The organism is Ralstonia sp. AU12-08 (assembly GCF_000442475.1).
GTDB classification, from domain to species: Bacteria; Pseudomonadota; Gammaproteobacteria; order Burkholderiales; family Burkholderiaceae; genus Ralstonia; species Ralstonia insidiosa.
Map to the genome: position 1 here is coordinate 1 of NZ_ASZV01000055.1, position 16747 is coordinate 16747.

The following is a 16747-nucleotide window of genomic DNA, read 5'->3' on the forward strand; positions in this document are numbered from 1 at the left end:
AGCCCGGCTTCTCGAGCAGCATGAACGCTTTGAGGCAGCCCTCCGAGTTATCCGTTGGGGCCCACTTTGAGAACGGATACAGGATTCGCCGTTATCGAATAGCACATCTGACGGTTGGCGTTATCCCCCACGTGACCTGACCTAGAGTGAACTTGGCCCCGCGAGAGCTTGGCGTCGCGGCATCACCGGAATGGCAAGGCGGCTGGGGCCAACACAACAATCCTTGAGGAGATCGAACCATGATTCTGCGTAAGTCCTGTGTCGGCCTGGCCATCATGGCGGCGTTCGTGTGCGCAAGTGCGACTGCGCAACAGCAAACTGAACAAGAACCTATGAAATGGAGCATCAAGGAAGCGAAGGCTAAAATCGCCGAACGTTTCAAGGCGGCCGATACGAATCACGATGGCAAGCTGACGCGCGAGGAGGCCAAGGAGGGTATGCCGCGTGTCTATGAGAATTTCGACAAGATCGACATCAGAAAGCGTGGCTATGTCACGCAGCGCCAAATCGGTGCCTACTGGTCGAAGGTCTCTGGGGCGCAGGAGCAGAAGGACAATCCCGTCTGGAACTGATAGCGGTACCAGCATTTAGCGGTACCAGCATTTGAGCAAGCGGCCTGATGGTTGGGTGATCAGGCCGCGCTCGATACCCAAGCGTCTAGCGCACAGTAGACGACAAGCGCCGACAGCACTCCGAGCCGGTCATCGTGTCGTTCAGTTAAGCATTGTCATCCCATCTGCCGTCAAATTCCTGCACCATGCGGGGTAATAGAAATGACGCAACAGGTGACGACGATGATTCGTATCGATAATCCCCAGCACGACCAAGAGGTTGGGGTGGCAGATGCCACCCAGGACACGACCCGTATCGACGATGTCCGGATTGGTGCGGTCCGGCCGCTTATTTCTCCGGCACTTCTACTCGACGAACTGCCTGTTTCGCCCGATGTGCAAGCCCATGTCGAGGTGAGTCGAGCGGCCATCACCAACGTTCTGCAAGGCCGGGATGAACGCCTGATCGCTGTGGTGGGTCCGTGTTCGATCCACGATCACGACCAGGCCATCGAGTACGCGCATCGGCTGAAAGCGGCAGCACAGCGCATGCGCGACGACCTGCTGATCGTCATGCGCGTGTACTTTGAAAAACCGCGCACAACCGTTGGCTGGAAGGGCTATATCAACGATCCGCGGCTCGATGGCAGTTTTCGCATTAATGAGGGGCTGCGCCGCGCGCGCGAACTCCTTCTGGAGATCAATGCGCTGGGGCTACCCGTTGCCACCGAGTTTCTTGATTTGCTGAGTCCGCAGTACATCGCAGACCTGATTGCATGGGGTGCGATTGGGGCGCGAACGACTGAAAGCCAGAGCCATCGGCAGCTTGCTTCCGGGCTGAGTTGTCCCATCGGATTCAAGAACGGCACAGATGGTGGCGTCCAGATCGCGGCGGACGCGATTCTGGCCGCGCGCGCCAGCCACTCGTTCATGGGCATGACGAAGATGGGCATGGCCGCGATTTTCGAGACGCGCGGCAACAACGATGCTCACGTCATTCTTCGCGGCGGGAAGACGGGGCCGAACTATGATGCGGCGGCGGTTGAAGACTGCTGCAAGGTGCTTCGGACAGCTGGGCTGCGTGAGCAGGTGATGGTGGATTGCTCGCATGCGAATTCCGGGAAGTCGCATACGCGTCAAGTCGACGTGGGTCGTGACGTGGCGCATCAACTGTCTTCCGGTGAGCGGCGCATCATCGGCGTTATGATCGAGAGCCATCTGGAAGAGGGGCGCCAGGACCTGAAGCCCGGCGTACCGCTGCAGCATGGCGTGTCGATTACCGATGCCTGCCTTGGCTGGTCTCAGACGGAGCCGCTGCTGGAGGAGCTTGCCGCGGCCGTGCGTGCACGGCGGGGTTGCTAACCGCTGTGCGTGGCCACGCAGACGTGCGCGAGCTGCGCGTCTGCATTGCCGATAAGCGCGTGCTGGACGTGTCGTAAGGGCACGTTGCTTGACAAGCGGTTAGACCACGACTTGGTGATAGGCGGGCCTGCGCTCGAGCAGCGTCGCGAGTTTGCGGAGCGCAAGCGACAGCTCGGCCTTGTCTTGCACGCCGCCTAGGGAAATGCGAATCGCATTCGGCGGCGTCGGGCCGTTGTAGAAGACATCCGACGGCGTTACCCGCAGGGCCTCCGCCAGGGCGGCTTTGGTCAGCTGTTCCGCCGACCAGTGATCGGGAAGCGTGTGCCAGACGTGGATGCCCGTCGGTGGCAGTTGCCCGATGCCGCTTAACCACCGGTTTGCAATGTCTTGCCGTGCGCGGGCTTCGGTGCGGATGCCTTCGAGCAGTGTCTGCGCCGAGCCGTCGTGGATCCATTGTGTCGACAAGGCCACGGCCAGCGGCATGGACATGAGCGCGAACGAGCGCAGCGCGGCAAGGAACCCCTCGCCGGTGACCCCATCTTCGGGCAACAGCACGTAGGCGGTGCGCAAGCCTGGGCTCAGTGTTTTCGACAGCGTCGCCACGTAGCAGGTCAGTTCGGGCGCAATGCTGGCGATGGGCGGCGGTGCGTCCGTCGATAGCAGCCAGTAGGGGTCGTCCTCGATGATCCGCGCCTTGTATTTCGCCGCGACCCGCGCGAGTTCTTTTCGGCGCGACATCGGCATGGTGTGCGTGGTCGGGTTCTGCATGGTCGGGTTCAGGTAGATCAGCCTGACGCCACCAGTGCAGGCGGCCGCCAGTGCGTCCGGCCGCATCCCGGCGGCATCGCACTCGATGGCCACCACCTTGCGATCGAGCTGCAGCGCTGCCGAGCGCAGCCCGGGGTAGGCGAGGGGCTCGGCCGCGATGCCATCGCCAGGGCGCGTCAGGCTCTGGATGAGCGCGGCAAGCGCTGCCTGCGCCCCTGGGCACACCACGACTCTGGATGGTTCGACCGGGCCCATCATCTGCCCGAGCCAGCGCGCACCCGCGACCCGGTCTGCAGGGCTCCCGCCGCCCAGGTGATACGTCATCAGCAGATGCGGGTCACTGCGCAGCAGGACCTGGGAGAGCCCCCGACGCAGCATGTCGTCAAAGTCGACCTGCGCGGGCGGGGGCGGTACGTTCATGCTCATGTCGACTACGGCGGCAAGCTCGGCCCGTGGCGCGGCGATGAAGGTGCCGAGCGCTCCCCTGGCGTCGACCAGGTTGCGCCGCTTCGCCTCGGCATACGCCCGCGTGACGGTGGTCAGGTCGACGCCAAGCGTCTTGGCCAGATCGCGCTGCGGCGGCACCCGATCGCCCGGTCGCAATCGTCCGTCGCCAATGGCTTGCTCGATGTAATTGACGATCTGTTGATACCGGGCGCCACGCCCTGGGGTGATTCGCAATGCCCATTGGCCCGTGGGAGTATCGACCGCATCTTGCATGGATTTCATTGCTGAAAATTACGTTCTTGTATGGGTTTTGTCTTCGATTAGCATGCCAGACATCGCCACAGGAATCCATACATTCAGCGGTATCAGCATCAGCAGGGCGCCCAGCTGCAATTCACGATTGCGGGCAAGCGCAGCCAGTGCGTGTACGTGAATCCTCCGGAGTAGGGATGCCTGGTGGCGGGTCACAACTCAGGTCATCCGAAGATGCACAACTCGATCGCTTGGCGCACAGGCGAGCCCCCAAGTCCTGCGCGCCCCCCAAGACAGGCTTTGACATCTCCGCGCCGGTTCGGCGCACTCGCGCTCGGCATCCTGGCGAGCACGCTCATGAGCGGATGCACGCTCGAACTGCTGTCGCCCAAGGGCAGCGTCGGTGAGCAGGAAAAAACGCTGATCCTGGTCTCGCTGGGCGTGATGCTGCTGGTGGTCATTCCGGTCATCGTGCTCACGCTCTGGTTTGCCTGGCGGTACCGCGAGTCCAACACGCGCGCCACCTACGCGCCCAAGTGGTCGCATTCGACGGCGATTGAAGTGGTGGTGTGGGGCATCCCATGCCTGATCGTCGCCAGCCTGGGCGTGCTGATCTGGGACACCACGCACAAGCTGGATCCGTACCAGCCGCTGACCGCTCAGGTCGAGCCGGTCGAGGTGGACGTCATCGCGCTGAACTGGAAGTGGCTGTTCATCTATCCGCAGTACGGCGTGGCGTCGCTCAACGAGCTGGCTATCCCAACCGGCACGCCGATCAATTTCCGCCTGACGTCGGAATCGATGATGAACGCGTTCTTCGTGCCGCAGCTCGGCAGCATGGTCTACACCATGGCCGGTATGCAGACGCGTCTGCATCTGATTGCCGATCACCCCGGCATTTACCTCGGCCAGTCGGCTGCCTACAGCGGCGCGGGCTTCTCCGACATGCACTTCAAGACGCTCGCCACCTCGCGCGCGGAGTTCGACGCGTGGGTCAGCCGGGCGAAGGCCTCCGGCAAGGTGCTCGACCGCAACGCTTATCGCTCGCTCGAACAACCCAGCAGCAAAGACCCGGTCACGCTGTATGGCGCCGTCGCCCCCCGGCTGTTTGATGGTGTCGTCGACAAATACATGCTGGCCAACGGCCAGGTCTGCCGCGCAGATGGCACCGAAGCACTGCTGGCCGCCAGGCCCGCCGTGCCGGCATCCGTCTCCCGCACGGAGCAATAAGTCATGCTAGGAAAGCTCAATCTTCAAGCCATCCCACTGCACGAGCCCATCATCATGGTGGTGATGGTTGCTGTGCTGCTAGGGGGTGCCGCACTGGTGGCGGCCATCACGTACTTCGGCAAATGGAAGTACCTGTGGACCGAATGGATCTGCTCGGTCGACCACAAGAAGATCGGCGTCATGTACATCATCATGGCGCTGATCATGCTGCTGCGCGGCTTTGCCGATGCCATCATGATGCGCGCCCAGCAGGCCATCGCTTACGGCGATGCCGCGGGCTACCTGCCGCCGCACCACTACGACCAGATCTTCACCGCGCACGGCGTGATCATGATCTTCTTCGTGGCCACGCCGCTGGTGCTCGGCCTGATGAACGTGATCGTGCCGCTGCAGATCGGCGCGCGCGATGTGGCCTTCCCGTTCGTCAACTCGCTGAGCTTCTGGCTCTCGGCCATGGGCGCGGTGCTGGTCATGCTGTCGATGTTCGTTGGCGACTTTGCCGCCACGGGGTGGGTGGCCTATCCGCCGCTGTCCGAACTGGGATACAGCCCGACACCCGGGGTCGACTACTACATCTGGTCATTGCAGATATCCGGCCTGGGCACCACGCTCACGGGCATCAACTTCATCGTCACCATCCTGCGCATGCGTGCCCCGACGATGGGACTGATGAAGATGCCGGTGTTCACCTGGACGGCGCTGATCACCAACATCCTGATCCTGGCGATCTTCCCGGTGCTGACCGCCACGCTTGCGCTGCTCACAGCTGACCGCGTGCTCGGCATGCACTTCTTCACCAACGAGTTGGGCGGCAACGCCATGATGTACGTGAACCTGATCTGGGTGTGGGGACACCCCGAGGTCTACGTGCTGATCCTGCCGGCCTTCGGTGCCTTCTCGGAGATCATCGCCACGTTCTCGCGCAAGCCGCTGTTCGGCTACAAGTCGATGGTGTACGCCACCTCGTCGATCGGCGTGCTGTCGTTCTTCGTGTGGCTGCACCACTTCTTCACCATGGGCTCGGGGGCCAACGTCAACGCCTTCTTCGGGATCATGACGTCGATCATCTCGATCCCCACCGGCGTGAAGCTGTTCAACTGGCTCTTCACGATGTATCGCGGCCGCATCCGCTACCACTCCGCAACGCTGTGGACCATCGGCTTTATGGTGACGTTCGCCGTGGGCGGCATGACCGGCGTGCTGCTGGCCGTGCCCGGTGCCGACTTCGTGCTGCACAACAGCCTGTTCCTGGTGGCGCACTTCCACAACGTGATCATCGGCGGCGTCGTGTTCGGCTGCCTGGCCGGGATCAGCTTCTGGTTCCCGAAGGTGTTCGGTTTCACGCTCAACGAGCGCTGGGGCAAGATTTCGTTCTGGTGCTGGCTGGTGGGCTTCTTCCTGGCCTTCATGCCGTTGTACGTGCTCGGCTTCAAGGGCATGACGCGCCGGATGAACCACTACGCCAACGTCGACTGGCATCCGTACCTCGTGGTGGCGCTGGTGGGCGCGGCCGTCATCGGCATGGGCATTCTCGCCATGCTGGTGCAACTGGTGGTGAGCATTCGTGACCGCCACCAGAACCGCGACCTCACCGGTGACCCTTGGGATGCTCGCAGCCTAGAGTGGTCGACCGCCTCGCCTGCGCCGTTCTACAACTTCGCGCATGTCCCGACCATCACGTCACTCGAACAGCACTGGGACGACAAGGAATCCGGCAAGGCCCGGAAGCAGCCGGACCGCTACGAAGACATCCACATGCCGCGCAACACGGCGTCGGGCTTCATCGTCTCGTGCTTCGGCTTGCTGCTGAGCTTCGCGGTGGTCTGGCACATGTGGGCGATTGCAGTTGCCGGCCTGGTCGGTGCCATCGCGACCTTCATCCTGCGCAGCTACGACCGCGACACCGACTACTACGTGCCGGCCGCCGAGGTCGAGCGCATCGAGCGCGCCCGCTACGTCCAACTGAAGAACGCTGCCTGAACATGACTGCTTCACTCGCCCCCAACGTCGGCGCGGCCGGGCAGGGCACCGCCCACACCCACGCGCACGATCACGCCCATCACGACGCCAGCACCAACACCACGCTGGGCTTCTGGCTGTACCTGATGAGCGACTGCCTGATCTTCGCCGTGCTGTTCGCCACCTTCGGCGTGCTGTCGGAGAGCACCGCCGGAGGCCCCAGCGGACGCCAGCTTTTCGAGCTGCCGTTCGTGTTTGCCGAAACCATGCTGCTGCTGGTCAGCAGCTTCACCTTCGGCGTTGCCATGCTCGACCAGAGCGAGGCTGCGCGCGGCCGCGTGGTCCGCTGGCTGCTGGCCACCTTCGTGCTGGGCGCAGCCTTTGTCGGCATGGAACTGTACGAGTTCAACCACCTGCTGCATGAGGGTGCCGGCCCCGGCGTGAGCGCGTATCTGTCGGCGTTCTTCACGCTGGTTGGCACGCATGGTTTGCACGTGTCGTTCGGTCTGCTGTGGATCCTCGTGATGGTTCACCAGGTGCAGCGCTTCGGGCTGGACAGTGTCACGCGCCGGCGGCTGGCATGCCTGAGCCTGTTCTGGCACTTCCTGGATCTGGTCTGGATCTGTGTGTTTACCTTCGTCTACCTCCGGGAGTTCGCATGAGCACGTCCCAACTGCATGCCGCTCACGTGCTGCATGCCGATACGCCTGCCGTGCACGGCAGCCTGCGCAGCTACATCTTCGGGCTGATCCTGTCCATCGCCATGACCGCCGCAGCGTTTGGTGTGGTCATGTACGGTGGGCTGTCGTCGGCCGCGACCATGGCGGCGATCGTCGGGCTGTGTGTGGCGCAACTGCTGGTCCAGTTGGCGTTCTTCCTGCACCTGGGTTTCAAGCCGGGCCAGCGTAGCAACGCCGGCATTTTCATCTGCACGGCGCTGCTGATCGTGATCGTGGTCGCCGGGTCGCTATGGGTGATGCACAACGCCAACCTCAACATGATGCCGACCAACATGTCAGTCGAGCGGGCGCGCGCGAAGGATTGATGGAGGGCGCGGAAGGAGGGGAGAGGTCACTGCGTGTCTAGCTTTCTCGGCATGCGCAAACCGCGCTGCCGAACTCAAGCAAGAGCATTGCGGGATGCGCGCGCATAAGCCCATGCTTTTTCCTTCGTTGGCGCACACACAGGTTTCCCCAATACTAAGTCGTCGCGTCTTGCGGCGCGTTGAGGTATTGGCGTGCCGTTAGCTCCTTGCACGTCAAACTCGATAGAACCTCCGATGTCATTCCGCGCTCCCCAACGCACTTCGCGCCGCCGTGCGCTCAAGCAGCTTGCTTCCCTTGCCGCGTTGGGCGGCGCAGGTCTGGGGCTGATGGCTTGTTCGCGCAGTGGCGATGGGTCGGCCGATAAGTCGGCTGGCGCTTCGGGCGGCGGCCCTGCTGTCATCAAGCAGGCTGGTGACAAGATCCGCTTCAAATATCCGGACAACCCATCGTTCGACCTGATCTACCTGGCCGATCAACTGGGTTACTTCGATGGCACCAACACGCGCCCCAACTACATCGGCAAGGTGGCTGCGCCGCAGATCATCCCGCTGGTCGGTACCGGCGAGATCGACTTCGGCTCGCGCATGGTGCCCCTGGTGATCTCCGCCTATGCCAGTGGCGCCGATATCAAGGTGGTGGCCGCCGGCGGCAAGACGCTGGAAGAAGCGCCGCACATGAAGTACTTCGTGCGCAAGGATTCCGGCATCCGCCAACCCAAGGACCTGGAAGGCAAGACCATCGGTTTCAACAGCTTTGGCGCGTGCGCCGAGTTTGTGACCAAGACCTTCCTGCGGCAGAAGGGCGTGGACGTCAACAAGGTCAACTTCGTGGTCATCCCTGATGATCAGGCCGAGCAGACGCTGGTGTCTGGCAATACCGATCTCGCCATCATCCATGCGCCGTTCTCGGGCCGTGCGGACCACGCGCCCAACCTCGTGCGCCTATGGAGCGACTACGACCTCGACCGTGGTCTGGGTGGCATGTCGCCGTACAGCGCGCACGGCAAGTTCATCCGCGAGCAGCCCGAGGCGGTGCGCGACGTGGTGACCGCGCTGGCCAAGGCCGGCAACTGGGTCAACGCCAACCCGGAAGACGCACGCAAGCTGGTCTCGCAGCGCATCAAGCTGGAGCTGCCGTTTGTCGATCGCTTTGCCTATGTGGACGACCTCGTCATCACCGAGCCACCGATCCAGTACTACATCGACGTGTTGGAGCGCGAAGGCAAGCTCGCCAAGGGCAAGGTGGCTGCGCGCGATATCTACACCAACCAGTTCAACCCCTACGCGACCGGCGCTGCCGCATCCGCAAAAGCCTGAGGGTGCCGTCATGAGCAGCAAGATCGTGGCCCGTGGCGTGCGCATGGACTACACCGTGCGCAACGACGCAGGGCAGACGGAAGAGGTTGCCGTGCTGCGCGATTTCGACCTCGACATCCGCGACGGCGAGTTCCTCTCGGTACTGGGGCCTTCGGGCTGCGGCAAATCGACCTTCCTCAGCATCCTGGCGGGGCTGACCGAACGCACCGGCGGCAACATCCGCATCGACGGCCAGGCACTGGCGGGCATCAACCCGCATCAGGGTGTGGTGTTCCAGGGCTATGCGCTGTTTCCGTGGCGCACGGTGCTGGAGAACATCGAAGTCGGCCTGGAGATCCGCGGTGTGCCCAAGGCGGAACGCCGCCGCATCGCGCAGGAGCATCTTGAGTTGGTCGGCCTGACCGGTGCCGGTGCGCGCTATCCGCACGAGATCTCGGGCGGCATGAAGCAGCGCGTGGCGATTGCCCGCTCCCTGGCCTACAAGCCCGACGTGCTGCTGATGGACGAGCCGTTTGCCGCGCTCGACGCGCAAACGCGCGAGATCCTGCAGGGCGAGCTACTGCGCATCTGGGAGCAATACCGCAAGACCATCGTGTTCATCACCCACAGCCTGGACGAGGCGATCTTCCTATCGGACCGCATTGCTGTCATGACGCGCCGGCCCGGTACCGTCAAACAGATTCTGGAAGTGTCGCTGCCGCGTCCGCGCCTGCCGGAGTTGCGCAATTCCGAGGCCTTCGTCGCGCTGCGCCAGCAGGCGTGGGACATCCTCAAAGACGAAGTGCAGTTCGCCAACCCGAGCACCACACCGCGTCCGCTGGGCGCCACGGCTGACCCACGCGAGCGCGCCGAAGGCGAAGTGGTACATCGCCCCACGCAACACGACACCCCTGGCGAGACCGCCATACCGGAGGCAGCACGATGAGCGCTCGCAGATTGGCTGTCCGCCTGGGCGATCGCGCACTCGGCCTGGCCGGCGTGATCGGGTTCCTGCTGCTCTGGGAGTTGGTGCCGCGTCTGGGTATCGTGAGCGACGCCTACCTGAGCCCACCCTCGCAGGTGGCCGATGCCATCTGGCAGCTTGCGCACAGCGGGGCATTGCTCAAGCACGTGGCGGCCAGCCTGCAGCGCTCGTTGTGGGGGCTGTTGCTGGCGATCGGGCTGGGCGTGACGCTGGGCTTGCTGATGGGTTGGTTTACGCGCTTTGAAGCCATCGTCGATCCGATCCTCCAGCTCTTCCGGCAGACCTCGGCGTTTGCGTTGTTTCCGGTGTTCATTCTCTTTCTGGGCATCGGCGAGCTGTCGAAGGTGGCCATCATCTTCTGGGCGTCGTTCTGGCCGGTGCTGCTGAGCACAATCGGCGGGGTGCGCCAAGTAGACAAGCTGCTGATCCATTCGGCCCGGTCGATGGGGGCATCGAACCTGTTCGTGTTCCGCAAGGTGGTGTTGCCCTCGGCCACGCCGTCGATCTTTACCGGCATCCGGCTGGCGGGCACCTATTGCGTAACCGCCCTGGTGGCGGCCGAGATGATCGGCGCGCATTCCGGGCTGGGCTTCCTGACGTTGAACTCGCAGGAGGTGTTCCAGATTCCGACGATGTACGCGGGCATCCTGCTGCTGGCCTTGCTTGGGCTGGTGCTGAACACCATCCTGGCGCGGATCGAGCGGCGTCTGACCCGCTGGCGCAAGGGGCTGACGCTCAATGCCTGAGCCGGCGCAAGCATGGCGCCGGCCAGATTCAACGGGCGGTGCACGCGTGCCGTCCAAGCGGCACCGGTCGCTGGCGGCTGCAGCCGTGGCTGTTGCTGCAACTGGCGCGCTCGCATGGTTCGGTGTGCCGGTCCTCATCCACGATGCGCCCCACGTGCCCGAGCGTTTGCCGGCGCCTATACATGCGTGGCTGGCGCAACATCAACCCGAGCCTGACTGGACGGCGCTGCCGCTGGGCCCCGCGTTGCGCGAGGCACAACGCCGCGGCGAGTTGGTAGTTGCCGTACGCGCCTACGCACGCCCTGCGCCGCCCGGCGTACCAACGCCCCTCGAGCCTGACAATTTCGATGCGGATCTGGCGCGCACGCTGGCCCAGCACCTGCAACTCAGGCTGCGGCTGATCGGTGTGCCGGCGGATGGCCATCTGCCGGGCGATGCCCCTGTCGATCTGGTGATGGCCGGCGCTGGCGCGGCGCCGGCGGCATGGCAGCCTGTGCCCACCGCCTATACCGGCGGGCAGGGCGCGCTGGTGGTGTTGCGCAACACCGCGTATCGAACCAACGACGATCTACACGGGCGCGGTGTCTGCGTCCCCCAGGGCAGCCCGTACGCGGCGGCGCTGGTTGCGCGCTACGGCGCTGTGCCTCAGGCGTACCCATCGGCCATTCGCGCCATCTGGGCATTTTTGTCGGGCGACTGCCAGGCGCTGGCCGATGACGAGCGCGTGCTTGAGCGGCTGGTGCGGTTGCCCGAATGGCGCTTCTACCGGACGCTGGAGCAGGGCGTGGCGCCCGACAATGGCCAAGCGCAGATCGCCCTACGTAGTCCGGACCCCGTCTCAGCCGCGTATCTCGACCAGGCCGTGCGCTTCTGGAAGACCAGTGGTGCGCTGGCCCAGGCGCGCGAACAGCGCGCGGGCGATATCGTCTTTGAGGTGGCGCAACTGCAGGATGGCCTGGTCTGCCACAACTAGGTTTGGGCCGGCTGGGGCCCGGTCAAAGACGATGATCGAACCGGCGTGCCAGGCGTTCCCCGCCCAGTTGTACCAGCGTCACCAGCACAATCAGGATGGCGATCACGTTGAACATGACCGCGGTTTCGTAGCGCTCATAGCCATAGCGGATGGCCAGATCGCCCAGGCCACCTGCGCCAACGGCGCCGGCCATGGCAGAAGCGCCGATCATGGCGATGACCGTGACGGTTGCGCCGCCAACGAGGGCTGGTAACGCCTCGGGCAACAGCACATGGCGCACGATGTGCCAACGGCGGCAGCCCATGGCACGCGCGGCCTCCACCAGGCCATGATCGACCTCGTTCAGCCCCACTTGCGAAACGCGTGCGAAGAACGGGATCAGATGGGCGCTCAGCGGCACCACCGCTGCCCAGGTGCCCATCGTGGTGCCGACAATCAGCCGCGTGACCGGCAGCATGGCCACCAGCAGGATGATGAACGGGATCGAGCGGAAGGTATTGACCAGCACTGACAGCGTCCGATGCAGGCGGGGCCGTGGCCGCAGACCGCCCGGCGCTGTTAGCGTGAGCACGATGGCCAGCGTCAGGCCAACGACAAAGACCACCAGGCATGCACTGCTGACCATCAGCAGCGTCTCGCCCAGGGCGCGCAGGTATTTTTCAAGCATGGGCGTAGGTGCGTTCGGATCGGTCTTGTGGGTGCGTGTGCGTGGCCCGCGCAACCGATGCGCTGTCGGTTGAAGCGGCCCATCGCTGGCGCAACGGGCGCAGCAGCGCGAGCGTGGCTTCGGCTTGGGGTGCGGCAAAGACGTGGTTGACGGTGCCGTGTTCGACCACGCGGCCGTGATCGAGCACCAGCACGCGATCGCAAGCATCGCGGATCACCGCCATATCATGCGTAACCAGCACCACCGTCAGTGCAAGGCGGTGGTTGATGTCGCGCAGCAGCGCCAGGATCTGCTCCGTGGTCTCGGGGTCCAAGGCGGACGTGGCCTCGTCGCACAGCAGGATCTCTGGCCGATGCACCAGCGCACGGGCGATGCCCACACGCTGCTTCTGGCCGCCCGACAACTTGGCCGGATAGACGTGTGTCTTGTCTGAGAGGCCGACCAGTTCAAGCAGCTCCGTGACGCGCGCGGCGATGGCATCGCGCGGCACGCCTGCCACGCGCAGGGGCAGGGCCACGTTCTCGAACACGGTCTTGGCCGAGAGCAGGTTGAAGTGCTGAAAGATCATGCCGATGCGACGGCGCAGCGTGACCAGGCCGTCTTCATCCAGGGTGCCGATATCGGCACCGTCGATGCGGACTTGCCCGGCATCGGGGCGCTCGAGCATGTTGATCGTGCGCAGCAGCGTCGATTTGCCCGCGCCGCTGCGCCCGATGATGCCGAACACTTCGCCGCGGGCAATGTTGAACGAGATGCCATCGAGTGCCAGTGCACTCGCCCCGGGATATGTCTTGTCGACACGCTCGAATGTGATGTGCGGTGGGCGGTCTGGCAATGCGGTGAGATGCGTCACGATGCTGGCTCTGCGAAAGGCGGCCGGGCGTGCCCCCGGCCCTGGTTTCAGAATGCCGGGATCACCGAGCCTTGATATTTGCTCAGGATGAACTGCCGGACCTCTTCCGACTGATAGGCCTTCACCAGCGGTGCCACCCACGGGGCGTTCTTGTCCTGCTCGCGCACGACAATGATGTTCACGTACGGGTTGTGCTCCTTCTTCTCCACCGCAATGCCGTCGCGTGTGGCGATCAGGCCGGCCTGGTAGGCAAAGGTGTTGACGATGGCGGCGGTATCCACGTCCGGCAACGAGCGCGCCAGCACCACCGAGGCGCTCTCCACCCATTCGAGCTTCTTCGGATTGGCGGTCACGTCTGCCAGCGTTGCCGTGCCGGTATACGGGTCGAAGCCGTCGCGCAGCTTGATCAGGCCGTGGTCACGCAGGATGACGAGCGCACGGGTCTGGTTGCTCGGGTCGTTCGGCAGGCCGATACGGGCGCCGACCGGCAACGCCTCGAGCGACTTGTATTTGCGCGAATAGAAGGCGATGGGCGAGATGAGCGTATTGCCCACCGTCGCCAGCTTGTAGCCGCGCTGCTTGATCTGGTCGCGCAGGAAGGGGATGTGCTGGAACGCGTTGGCATCCAGGTCGCCGTTGTTGAGCGCCTCGTTCGGGCTGGCCGTGCCGGTGATGACAATGGGCTGCACCTTGAGCCCCTGCTTCTCGGCCACGCGGGTCACCACTTCCCAGATTTCTTCATCAACACCGCCGCGCACGCCGACCTTGATCGGCTTGTCAGCCGCCAGTACGAGACCGGCCCCGAGGGTGATGGCGGCCATAGTGGCCATCGTGGCCAGGAGTGCTTGGAGGAGCGAGCGTCGTTTCATGGTGATGGTGATGGCGATGTTCTGGACAAGGAAGCGAGTTGCCAGTCTAGGGTCGGGCGGTCTGATGGGTCCAAGAACAAAACCGAGCTTGCAAATTCATCGGATGCGGCTGCCCCGGGCGCGCGGGCAATCCGCATATCGAACCAAGGATTGCTTCGTTAGCGCTGTGCGGCAGGGCCGGTAAGGTGACTGCTTGTCCATAAGCGGAGCACGCCGTGAGCGACTCGCACGTCCGCCAGCTGCACCTGAACGTCAACATCCTGCACTCCGGGTTTGTGCCATCTGCCTGGCGGCTTGCCGAGAGTGACCCTGCTGCGTTTGTCGACGTGCAGCACTATGTGAACGTGGCGCGGATTGCGGAATCCGCCAAGTTTGATGCCGTGTTCCTGGCCGACAACGCGGCCATCGTCGATCAGATCCATTTCCGGCCCATCACGGCGCTGGAGCCGACCGTGCTGCTGGCCAGCATTGCGGCGGCGACCACGCACATCGGCCTGATCGGCACGGCCTCCACCAGCTACAACGAGCCCTACAACATCGCCCGGCGCTTTGCCACGCTCGACCACGTGAGTGCCGGGCGTGCGGGCTGGAACGTGGTCACGACGGCGGATCTGCCATCGGCACGCAACTTCGGTCTGGATGCCGTGCCGGACCATGCCGAACGCTACGCGCGTGCGGATGAGTTCACGGGCGTCGTCAAGGCGCTCTGGAACAGCTGGGCAGACGATGCCTTTGTCGGCGACAAGGCCGGCGGGCGCTTCGTGGATGCGAACAAGGTGCAGCCGCTTGCCCATCGTGGCGCGTTCTTCCGTGTGCATGGGCCGCTGAACCTGCCGCGCTCGGCGCAAGGGCATCCGGTGCTCGTCCAGGCCGGCGCTTCGTCGGATGGCCGCGAACTGGCGGCGCGTCATGCCGAGGCGGTGTTCTCGGCGGCGCAGAGCTTTGACGAGGCGCTGGCTTACGCGCACGGCCTCAAGGCACGCGCGCAGGCACTGGGGCGCGGTGCGGAGGCGATCCGCGTGCTGCCGGGCCTGACCACCATCCTCGGCGCCACCGAGGCGCAGGCACGCGCGCGGCGCGATCAGCTGGTCGACCTGATCCCGTGGGATTACAGCCTCACGCGCTTGGCCGGCATCCTCGGTATTCCCGTGGATCGGCTCCAGCTTGACGCGCGCCTGCCAGACGATCTGCCGCTGCCCAACAACGGCAATGGCAATCACACGTTCTTTACCGTCACGCTGGCCCTGGCGCGCAAGCAGGGGCTGACCGTGCGCGCGCTCATCCGCGAACTGGCCGGCGGCGGTGGGCACCGTGTCTTGGTCGGCACGCCCGAGCAGATTGCAGATGAGATCGAACATTGGTTCCGCCATGGCGCGGCCGATGGCTTCAACCTGATGCCGGACGCGCTGCCCGGCGGGCTGCAGGATTTTGTCGATGGGGTTGTGCCCATCCTGCAGCGGCGCGGGATCTTCCGCACCGACTACGCAGGCCGGACCCTACGTGAACACTTCGGGTTGGCGCGGCCAGCCAGTCAGGCGGAGACACGCGCTGCCGCATAGGCGCATAGCCGCTGGGCACGTTCGTTGTGCCCCGTTTCTAGATCAACCCGCATCGTTTTGACCTTATGAACACACCACGCGATCTCCATCTCCATCACCGGCTTCAGGATGCCATTGCCGCGTTGCCGGCCCTGGCCGAGCGCATCGGTGAAGATGCCGCCGCGCGCGAGGTGCGGCGTGTATTGCCGTACGAGGGCTTTGCGCGCTTTCGCGAGTCTGGGCTGGGTTTGCTGCGGATTCCTGCGGAGTGGGGCGGGCTCGGTGGGTCCCTCGTCGATCTGTTCGAGACAGTTACCACGCTGGCCGCGCACGAATCGAACGTGGCCCACGCGCTGCGCATCCACTACGACCTGACGGAGGTGATCCGCCTGTCGCCGCTCACGGCGTTCCACCAGACCCAGCTCGATCGGCTGCTGGCCGGCGCCATCTTTGGCGGTGGCTCTACCGAGCGCGGTACGTCGCGCCCGGGGGAGATCACGACCACGCTCCAGCGCGATGGCGAGCACTACCGCCTGAGCGGCCGCAAGTACTACACCACCGGCACGGCATTTGCCGACTATGGCCGTTTCAACGTGCACGACGAGGCGGGCGCCGATCTGCAGATCATCATTCCCGTGGCGCGCACGGGGGTGCAGGTGGTCGATGACTGGGATGGCATGGGCCAGCGCATGACCGCCAGCGGCAGCATCGTGTTCGATCACGTGCAGGTGCTGGCCGACGAGGTGGCCCCGCGCATCGCCAGCACGCTGGTCGGCCGCCATACGGGTGCGCTGCGCCAGTTGCACCTCGTGGCTGTGGCGGCCGGCATCGTGCGCAATGTGGTGGCCGATGCGCAGCGGTATGTGGTCAATCACGGGCGGCCAGTGCTGCACAGCCCCGCCCCTACGGCGCGCGACGACCACTTCATCCAGCAGGTGGTGGGCGACCTGGCGGCCCACAGCCATGCCATCGATGCCCTGGTGCGTGAGAACGCGCGCGTGCTGGATCGCTCGTCCGAAGCCATCCGCCATGATGCAGCCGACGCCGACGCGCTGGTGCTGGAAGGCGCGCTGGCCACAGCGAAGACACAGTTGGTGGTGAGCAAGCTGGCACTGCATGCCGCGCAGCAATTGTTCGAAGCCGGCGGCGCCTCGATGACCGCGCGCACGCACAATTTTGACCGGCACTGGCGCAACCTGCGCACGA

The 16747-nt window shown here is 64.3% G+C and carries 16 protein-coding genes; 12 read left to right on the forward strand and 4 right to left on the reverse strand.

Going from position 1 to position 16747, the window contains the following annotated elements; translation table 11 throughout:
- The first annotated feature begins 239 nt into the window (after positions 1 to 239).
- On the forward strand, positions 240 to 572 hold the full coding sequence (locus C404_RS56970) for a hypothetical protein (protein WP_021197605.1): 333 nt from the start codon (positions 240 to 242) through the stop codon (positions 570 to 572).
- Positions 573 to 794: 222 nt separating this feature from the next.
- Positions 795 to 1913: a 3-deoxy-7-phosphoheptulonate synthase gene (locus tag C404_RS56975; RefSeq protein WP_031330224.1), complete on the forward strand. Its 1119-nt coding sequence runs from the start codon at positions 795 to 797 to the stop codon at positions 1911 to 1913.
- Positions 1914 to 2012: 99 nt separating this feature from the next.
- Here the strand turns inward: C404_RS56975 and C404_RS56980 are convergent, their stop codons facing one another.
- Complete coding sequence (locus tag C404_RS56980; RefSeq protein ID WP_021197607.1) at positions 2013 to 3401, reverse strand: aminotransferase-like domain-containing protein; 1389 nt, start codon at positions 3399 to 3401, stop codon at positions 2013 to 2015.
- A 213-nt stretch (positions 3402 to 3614) separates the two neighbouring features.
- Between C404_RS56980 and cyoA the strand changes: the two genes are divergently transcribed.
- From cyoA to C404_RS0130555, 8 genes are all read left to right on the forward strand, one after another.
- On the forward strand, positions 3615 to 4610 hold the full coding sequence (gene cyoA / locus C404_RS56985) for a ubiquinol oxidase subunit II (protein ID WP_080981299.1): 996 nt from the start codon (positions 3615 to 3617) through the stop codon (positions 4608 to 4610).
- Positions 4611 to 4613: 3 nt separating this feature from the next.
- On the forward strand, positions 4614 to 6590 hold the full coding sequence (cyoB, locus tag C404_RS56990; protein ID WP_021197609.1) for a cytochrome o ubiquinol oxidase subunit I: 1977 nt from the start codon (positions 4614 to 4616) through the stop codon (positions 6588 to 6590).
- A gap of 2 nt (positions 6591 to 6592) precedes the next feature.
- Positions 6593 to 7231 carry a cytochrome o ubiquinol oxidase subunit III gene (gene cyoC / locus C404_RS56995; protein WP_021197610.1) on the forward strand — a complete coding sequence of 213 codons (639 nt, stop codon included), beginning with the start codon at positions 6593 to 6595 and terminating at the stop codon, positions 7229 to 7231.
- Positions 7228 to 7614, forward strand: a complete 387-nt coding sequence (gene cyoD / locus C404_RS57000) for a cytochrome o ubiquinol oxidase subunit IV (RefSeq protein ID WP_021197611.1) — start codon at positions 7228 to 7230, stop codon at positions 7612 to 7614. The genes cyoC and cyoD overlap by 4 nt, the downstream gene beginning before the upstream one ends.
- 234 nt (positions 7615 to 7848) lie before the next feature.
- Positions 7849 to 8931 (forward strand): ABC transporter substrate-binding protein, encoded by a 1083-nt coding sequence (locus C404_RS57005; RefSeq protein ID WP_021197612.1) that lies wholly within the window; start codon positions 7849 to 7851, stop codon positions 8929 to 8931.
- A 10-nt stretch (positions 8932 to 8941) separates the two neighbouring features.
- Complete coding sequence (locus C404_RS57010) at positions 8942 to 9856, forward strand: ABC transporter ATP-binding protein (RefSeq protein ID WP_021197613.1); 915 nt, start codon at positions 8942 to 8944, stop codon at positions 9854 to 9856.
- Positions 9853 to 10641, forward strand: coding sequence for an ABC transporter permease (locus C404_RS57015; RefSeq protein ID WP_049286292.1), 789 nt, complete (start codon positions 9853 to 9855; stop codon positions 10639 to 10641). The genes C404_RS57010 and C404_RS57015 overlap by 4 nt, the downstream gene beginning before the upstream one ends.
- 85 nt (positions 10642 to 10726) lie before the next feature.
- Positions 10727 to 11614 carry a transporter substrate-binding domain-containing protein gene (locus tag C404_RS0130555; RefSeq protein ID WP_232317366.1) on the forward strand — a complete coding sequence of 296 codons (888 nt, stop codon included), beginning with the start codon at positions 10727 to 10729 and terminating at the stop codon, positions 11612 to 11614.
- Between the two features lie 22 nt (positions 11615 to 11636).
- Here the strand turns inward: C404_RS0130555 and C404_RS57020 are convergent, their stop codons facing one another.
- The 3 genes from C404_RS57020 to C404_RS57030 are packed head-to-tail and all read right to left on the reverse strand — an operon-like array spanning position 11637 to position 13964.
- The gene (locus C404_RS57020; RefSeq protein ID WP_021197616.1) at positions 11637 to 12281 is read right to left on the reverse strand and encodes a methionine ABC transporter permease; all 645 of its coding nucleotides are present in this window, start codon (positions 12279 to 12281) and stop codon (positions 11637 to 11639) included.
- Positions 12274 to 13137 (reverse strand): methionine ABC transporter ATP-binding protein, encoded by an 864-nt coding sequence (locus tag C404_RS57025; RefSeq protein ID WP_374754703.1) that lies wholly within the window; start codon positions 13135 to 13137, stop codon positions 12274 to 12276. The genes C404_RS57020 and C404_RS57025 overlap by 8 nt, the downstream gene beginning before the upstream one ends.
- A gap of 44 nt (positions 13138 to 13181) precedes the next feature.
- A complete protein-coding gene (locus C404_RS57030) occupies positions 13182 to 13964 on the reverse strand; it encodes a MetQ/NlpA family ABC transporter substrate-binding protein (protein WP_021197618.1) in 783 nt (260 codons plus the stop codon).
- 254 nt (positions 13965 to 14218) lie between these two features.
- Between C404_RS57030 and C404_RS57035 the strand changes: the two genes are divergently transcribed.
- A complete protein-coding gene (locus C404_RS57035; RefSeq protein WP_021197619.1) occupies positions 14219 to 15562 on the forward strand; it encodes an LLM class flavin-dependent oxidoreductase in 1344 nt (447 codons plus the stop codon).
- Positions 15563 to 15627: 65 nt separating this feature from the next.
- On the forward strand, positions 15628 to 16747 hold a 1120-nt coding region (locus C404_RS57040; RefSeq protein ID WP_021197620.1), incomplete at its 3' end, for an acyl-CoA dehydrogenase family protein.

Excerpts from the sequence above, each read along its gene's own strand:
- C404_RS56970 (WP_021197605.1), top strand. The coding sequence starts at position 240 with ATGATTCTGCGTAAGTCCTGTGTCGGCCTGGCCATCATGGCGGCGTTC.
- C404_RS56975 (WP_031330224.1), top strand. The coding sequence starts at position 795 with ATGATTCGTATCGATAATCCCCAGCACGACCAAGAGGTTGGGGTGGCA.
- C404_RS56980 (WP_021197607.1), bottom strand. The coding sequence starts at position 3,401 with ATGCAAGATGCGGTCGATACTCCCACGGGCCAATGGGCATTGCGAATC.
- cyoA (WP_080981299.1), top strand. The coding sequence starts at position 3,615 with ATGCACAACTCGATCGCTTGGCGCACAGGCGAGCCCCCAAGTCCTGCG.
- cyoB (WP_021197609.1), top strand. The coding sequence starts at position 4,614 with ATGCTAGGAAAGCTCAATCTTCAAGCCATCCCACTGCACGAGCCCATC.
- cyoC (WP_021197610.1), top strand. The coding sequence starts at position 6,593 with ATGACTGCTTCACTCGCCCCCAACGTCGGCGCGGCCGGGCAGGGCACC.
- cyoD (WP_021197611.1), top strand. The coding sequence starts at position 7,228 with ATGAGCACGTCCCAACTGCATGCCGCTCACGTGCTGCATGCCGATACG.
- C404_RS57005 (WP_021197612.1), top strand. The coding sequence starts at position 7,849 with ATGTCATTCCGCGCTCCCCAACGCACTTCGCGCCGCCGTGCGCTCAAG.
- C404_RS57010 (WP_021197613.1), top strand. The coding sequence starts at position 8,942 with ATGAGCAGCAAGATCGTGGCCCGTGGCGTGCGCATGGACTACACCGTG.
- C404_RS57015 (WP_049286292.1), top strand. The coding sequence starts at position 9,853 with ATGAGCGCTCGCAGATTGGCTGTCCGCCTGGGCGATCGCGCACTCGGC.
- C404_RS57020 (WP_021197616.1), bottom strand. The coding sequence starts at position 12,281 with ATGCTTGAAAAATACCTGCGCGCCCTGGGCGAGACGCTGCTGATGGTC.
- C404_RS57030 (WP_021197618.1), bottom strand. The coding sequence starts at position 13,964 with ATGGCCACTATGGCCGCCATCACCCTCGGGGCCGGTCTCGTACTGGCG.